Annotated in this window: 7 protein-coding genes; 4 read left to right on the forward strand and 3 right to left on the reverse strand. The window is 35.1% G+C overall.

The features are described 5' to 3' along the window. The first annotated feature begins 224 nt into the window (after nt 1-224). Entirely contained in the window at nt 225-962 is a 738-nt protein-coding gene (gene truA, locus V7183_RS00640; RefSeq protein WP_335358394.1) for a tRNA pseudouridine(38-40) synthase TruA, read from the forward strand. Between the two features lie 162 nt (nt 963-1,124). Here the strand turns inward: truA and V7183_RS00645 are convergent, their stop codons facing one another. Further along, nucleotides 1,125-1,778 carry a helix-turn-helix domain-containing protein gene (locus tag V7183_RS00645; RefSeq protein ID WP_335358395.1) on the reverse strand — a complete coding sequence of 218 codons (654 nt, stop codon included), beginning with the start codon at nt 1,776-1,778 and terminating at the stop codon, nt 1,125-1,127. A gap of 135 nt (nt 1,779-1,913) precedes the next feature. Here V7183_RS00645 and ytaF point away from each other — a divergent pair, with 135 nt between their 5' ends. Continuing rightward, nucleotides 1,914-2,522, forward strand: coding sequence for a sporulation membrane protein YtaF (ytaF, locus tag V7183_RS00650; protein WP_335358396.1), 609 nt, complete (start codon nt 1,914-1,916; stop codon nt 2,520-2,522). Between the two features lie 118 nt (nt 2,523-2,640). Next, the gene (locus V7183_RS00655; RefSeq protein WP_097898751.1) at nt 2,641-2,799 is read left to right on the forward strand and encodes a hypothetical protein; all 159 of its coding nucleotides are present in this window, start codon (nt 2,641-2,643) and stop codon (nt 2,797-2,799) included. 21 nt (nt 2,800-2,820) lie between these two features. Here V7183_RS00655 and V7183_RS00660 read toward each other — a convergent pair whose 3' ends face one another. After that, entirely contained in the window at nt 2,821-3,162 is a 342-nt protein-coding gene (locus V7183_RS00660) for a DUF3969 family protein (RefSeq protein WP_097898752.1), read from the reverse strand. A gap of 111 nt (nt 3,163-3,273) precedes the next feature. Then, entirely contained in the window at nt 3,274-4,203 is a 930-nt protein-coding gene (glsA, locus tag V7183_RS00665) for a glutaminase A (RefSeq protein WP_097898753.1), read from the reverse strand. A 321-nt stretch (nt 4,204-4,524) separates the two neighbouring features. Between glsA and nagE the strand changes: the two genes are divergently transcribed. Beyond that, the coding region (nagE, locus tag V7183_RS00670; RefSeq protein WP_335358397.1) for an N-acetylglucosamine-specific PTS transporter subunit IIBC at nt 4,525-6,003 on the forward strand (1,479 nt) is incomplete at its 3' end.

The raw sequence follows: 6,003 nt of genomic DNA on the forward strand, positions 1-6,003 counted from the left end.
AGATGCTCTCTCCCACCCAAAAAGAGGGGGGGTTATGTCGGGTTTTTAATTGATGTATATATAGACACGAAATGAGCTCTCTTGTGTTACTATGAAAAGAAGATTACGAAAAACATCATAGAATGCTTAAAATTTTTGTTTTATGTAACGGAAAAAGAAAGGCGGTGAGTCTGTTAATAAAAACATGAATAGGCAAATGTCTATGTTTTTAATAGCAGAAAACAATGAACAACTACAAATTAACAATTCAATATGATGGCGGGCGCTATAAAGGCTGGCAACGTCTTGGAAATAATGATAATACGATTCAAGGAAAAATCGAAAGTGTATTATCAGAAATGGTCGGAAAAGAAATCGAAATTATCGGTTGTAGCAGAACAGATGCTGGTGTACACGCACTTAATCAAATAGCTAATTTTAAGATTGATGAGAATTTACCAGAATTTAAAGTTAAAAAGTATTTAAATCAATACTTACCAAACGATATTAGTATTACGGATGTGGAGTTAGTTTCTGAACGTTTCCATGCTCGTTACAATTCGAAAGCGAAGACGTATTTATATAAGATTTGGAATGAGGAACATACGAATCCATTCATGCGTAAATACAGCATGCACGTTGGTAAAAAGTTAAATGTTGAAAATATGAAGAAAGCAGCGCAATATTTAATTGGTTCACATGATTTTACTGCTTTTTCAAACGCGAAATCTAAGAAGAAGTCTATGGTTCGTGAAGTATATATGCTTGATATCGTGGAAAGTGAAGGCTTTATCCAAATTAGAGTGAGCGGAAACGGATTCCTTCATAATATGGTGAGAAAAATCGTTGGAGCATTAGTAGAAGTGGGGTTAGGTCAGTTAGATGCTGAAGTAATCCCACAAATTTTAGAAGCGAAACAACGAAATCAAATTAATTGTCTTGCGGATGCGAGTGGATTGCATTTGGAGAAGGTTGATTTTTAAAGATTTCTAATACAAAAATAAGGGGTATTCTGTAATATGAAAGGTACCTGTCGTGGAATCGTACAAGCTTTAATGTTTGTACGATTTTTTTAGTAGGAACTATTTCAAAATCTAGGTAAGCTAAGCTTCCGAAATAGTTCCTTATGTTTTCTAAGAAGTCCTCTACGTTTTTTTTCTCATTTCACCCAACTTCTCTTTTGCTAACTCCACTGCGATAGCATCATCTAAATAGCCAATTGGAAATATATAATCTGGGATAATATCTGTTGATAAAACGAAATACAATAAGGCACTCCCAATGATAGCGCGTTCTTGAAGGGGAGTAGATTCTTTGCAAAATTGATGATACATATCTGTTAATTGCTCAATGAAAGGTCCTGTGCTGTCAATTTGCTCTAGTTTTGTTGAGAAACTTTCATGAATACGTTTTTGTCCTTCCGCTGTTTGAGCATACCGCTCATAACTTTCAAGTTCCTGTTTTACACGAGTTGTTGTGTAGTCGTAATCGAATAGGTTAGATGATTGTAATGTATGTTGAATTGCGTCGAGTGATGTGTACATATCTGTTTTTTCTCTTTTTGTGTGAGAAGAATCAGGGTACAGCGCATCATATAACAATTGCGGTGGAACTTGCAGACACTCCGCAAACTTTTGAAGGTGTTTTTGCTTTGCTTGTTGCTTACCATTTATAATCCGTGAAATTGTTGAAGGATCAATGTTTGTCAGTGTTCCCAATTGACGCATAGATAAGGCACGCTCTTTTAACAATTTTTTTATTAACGTACCAAGCTGGTCATTTGGATTTTGAGTGGACATGGTTTAGCACTCCTTCTCTTTTAAAAGTGTTGAAAAAATGTTGAGCGTTTATTACAAGTATATGAAGTTGACAGGCACAGTTGCTCAACATTTTCATAAGATGCATGGAAAAGTCAAAAGAAGGGGTGAATGTTGATGAGTACAGCAGGCTTATTTTCCATTTTTCTAATTGGGATTGCTTCTAATTTAGATAATGCAGGTGTAGGTATTGCGTATGGAATTCGTAAAATTCAAATTTCTTGGCTTAATAGTTTGATTATTGCCCTTTTTGGTTTCCTTTTTACTTTATTAGCTGGTTTTTTTGGGAATTGGATATCATTGTTTATTTCAGATTTTATGGCAAATTTAATTGGGGCAATTGTACTTGGCATCATTGGGGGATTTATTTTATGTCAGCCACTACTTAGCAAGGAAGAAGCACCAGAGAAAAATGCCAACATGTTTATAAGAATATTACGTAATCCAGAAAATGCTGATTTTGATGGTTCTAAAACAATCAGTTTTTCTGAAGCACTTATACTAGGGATTGCATTATCAATTAATAATATTGCAGGGGGATTTGATGCAGGGATAACTAATTTAAACCTTTGGTGGACTGCAATTGTCTCAGGTGTATTTAGTTTTATTTGTGTTAGTGGTTTTTCCTATATAGGGAAAAGATTTCTAGCGGAATACTTAGGGAAATGGGCAACAATTATTGCTGGTATTTTACTGATTCTTATTGGAATCGACCAGTTGATGTAATGAGAGTGTGGAACAACAATATTCGGGTATTTCCTTGGAAATACAACAAAGCATTGCATATATCGACGAGTTTTTATTCATACTAACATTGATTTCTTTTATGGAAAGGGGGATGAATATGGGACGTGGTAAAGCATTTGATCATAAGAAAAAGGGTCATGATCATCAGCCACCTAAAGGAGCATATGTTCATAAAGATGTAAATGAGCATACACTAGAAGAGGAAGAATTACCTGTTAATATTGAAACGTATAAAAATAGCTTAAAGAAACATTAAAGCACCTAGATAGGTGCTTTTTTAACGTATATCTTCAATTAAATGCTGTGATTCTTCATACATACCATATTCACCTAAAACTTGAATGCATCGCCATTTTAATTCCTCAATACTTTGTTCAAGCTCTTCCGGGAGTACATGGAGAATATCCTCAAGGCCCATTCCGGAATGAATGAGTTCTAATACTTGATCATCAATATTCCGGTCCATTAATAATTCTAACACCTCTAAATTAAATATGTATCGATGTGCCTCATCGAGCGAAACAACTTTTAGCTTCAAGCTTTCTACAATACTCAGTATAAAAAGAAGGATTGTTTTTTCAAGAACAGGCTGCTTTGCCATTTGGAATATAAGTTTTATCTTTAACACCTCCACCGTATAGCGCTAGGTTGTACTATATTATTCGAGTGGAACGTAAATATGCATAATAAAAAAGTTATCCTGTTAAAATAGAGCAGGATAACTTTCTGTTTAAAAAATACTCCAGCCTTCTTGAGCGGATAGTAGTTCTAATATTTTAAAACCAGCAATACTATTTCCATTTGCATCTAGAGCCGGTCCGAAAATTCCGATTCCCATTTCTCCTTTTACGCACCCAAAAATCCCGCCAGCTACACCACTTTTTGCAGGGATTCCAACACGAATCGCAAATTCTCCAGACTCGTTGTACATGCCACAAGTTACCATAAATGTTTTACAAATTTTCGTAATGTGTTTCGGGATAATTTGCTTTTTCTTATATGGATCATAGCCATCCATTGCAAAAATTAAACCGATGCGTGCCAAATCAATGCAGTTTACCTCGATTGCACATTGACGTGTGTATAAATCCATTAGTTCCTCAACATCACTATCGATGATGCCGTTTTGTTTCATATAGTAGCAAAGTGAACGATTTAAATAAGCTGTTTCTAATTCAGAAATCGCAACCTTTGAAGAATAGTTAATGGAAGGGTTATCTGTTATTTCACGTACAAATTGAAGAATCCGTTCCATTTTTTCTTCATTACTATTCCCTGTAAGCATACTTGTAATAGCTAACGCACCAGCGTTAATCATTGGATTAAGAGGTTTAGAAGGACTAGTAGTTTCTAACTTAATAATTGAATTAAATGGATCACCAGTTGGTTCCATTCCAACTTTAGAGAATACATATTCTTCGCCACGATCTAAAAGGGCAAGAGCAAGTGTAATTACTTTTGAAATACTTTGAAGAGTAAAAAGGGTTTGTGAGTTACCAGCATGGACATATTCTGTATCTTTATGATAAATAGCAATTCCTAAATCATCGGGATTTGCATTTCCTAGTTCTGGGATATAAGTAGCCAGTTTCCCCTTTTTTGTATACGGTTTCACTTGTTCTAACAACTGTTGTAAGTTGTTTGTTTCAACACACTGCATAGTACCAACGCTCCTATTTCTAATTAACTAAGTTTACTGTTCCCATGTATATCCGGAAATAAATAATAACATGAAAAAGTGGAATGATAAAATGAAACTTCCATATGTTATGTTCCCTTTTTTTCAATATATTCGCTATTGGTAAGGAGAATTTTCCTTTTGTATAACAGTTTGGAAATAGAAAAGATATCCACGAAAAGTTCGAAAATAAAAACTACACATCTATACAACTATATGTTATTATGAATTTGGAATAGAAAGCGTTTTCTAAAATATATTTATAATGGTAACGATTTCATAAATTGAATAGGGGGAATTACAATGTTGCAGTTTTTACAACGTATTGGTAAAGCGTTAATGCTTCCAATCGCAGTGCTACCAGCAGCAGGACTATTGCTTCGTTTAGGGCAGCCAGACGTATTCGATATTCCTGTTATGGCACAGGCCGGTGCAGCAATTTTTGATAACTTAGCACTTATTTTTGCAATTGGTGTTGCAATCGGTTTATCTGTTGATGGTAGTGGTGCCGCAGGTCTTGCAGGTGCGATTGGTTATCTAGTTATGAAGAATACAACGAATACTTTAAGTATTGGCTATTCAACAGCAGAATTAAATGATAAATTAAAAAGTGTTCAAGACCTACTAGGTTCAGTTGATCCAAGTAAGTTAGCAGATACAATGACAAAAGTTTCAAAAGCAGCGGCTTTAACGCCGAAGATAAATATGGCTATACTTGGCGGTATTATTGCTGGGGTTGTTGCCGGATTATTATATAACAAATTCCATAAAATTAAATTGCCAGAATGGTTAGGATTCTTTGCAGGAAAACGTTTTGTACCAATTATTACTTCTGTTGTCATGCTTCTTTTAGGATTAGTATTCGGTCAAATTTGGCCAACAATTCAAAGTGGTATCGATGCAGTAGCACACGGTATTGTAAACTTAGGGGCAATTGGTGCTGGTATATTTGGTTTATTAAACCGTCTATTAATTCCAATTGGTTTACACCATGTAATGAACACATATTTCTGGTTTGTACTAGGTGACTTTACAAATGCAGCAGGCGATATTGTTCATGGTGATATTGCTCGTTTCTTTGCGCAAGACCCAACAGCGGGTATGTTTATGACTGGTTTCTTCCCAATCATGATGTTCGGTTTACCAGCAGCATGTTTCGCAATGATTGCAGCTGCTAAACCTGAAAAACGTAAAATGGTTACAGGGATGTTAGCAGGTCTTGCATTAACATCATTCTTAACTGGTATTACAGAACCAATTGAATTCTCATTCATGTTCTTATCTCCAGTATTATATGGTATTCATGCTGTATTAACAGGTATTTCATTATTTGTAACAACAACACTTGGCATTCATGATGGTTTCTCATTTAGTGCCGGAGCAATTGATTACTTCTTAAACTTAGGTATTGCAACAAAACCGTTATTATTAGCGGGAATTGGTTTAATTTATGCAGCAATTTACTTTGTAGTATTCTACTTCTTAATTAAGAAATTCAACTTAAAAACTCCAGGTCGTGAAGATGATGAAGAAATAGAAGAAGAAGGTGAAGCACCAGTTGCAGGTTCTATTGGTGAAGCATACGTAGCAGCATTAGGCGGAAAAGACAACTTAACAGTTATTGATAACTGTGCAACTCGTCTACGTCTACAAGTAAAAGATGCGAACTTAGTAAATGAACCAGCTTTAAAACGTGCCGGTGCAAAAGGTGTTATGAAATTAAGTAACACAAGTGTACAGGTTATCGTAGGTACAAACGTTGAATCAGTTGCTGATGATATG

This window comes from Bacillus sp. JJ1127, assembly GCF_036965845.1.
In the GTDB taxonomy this organism is placed as follows: Bacteria; Bacillota; Bacilli; order Bacillales; family Bacillaceae_G; genus Bacillus_A.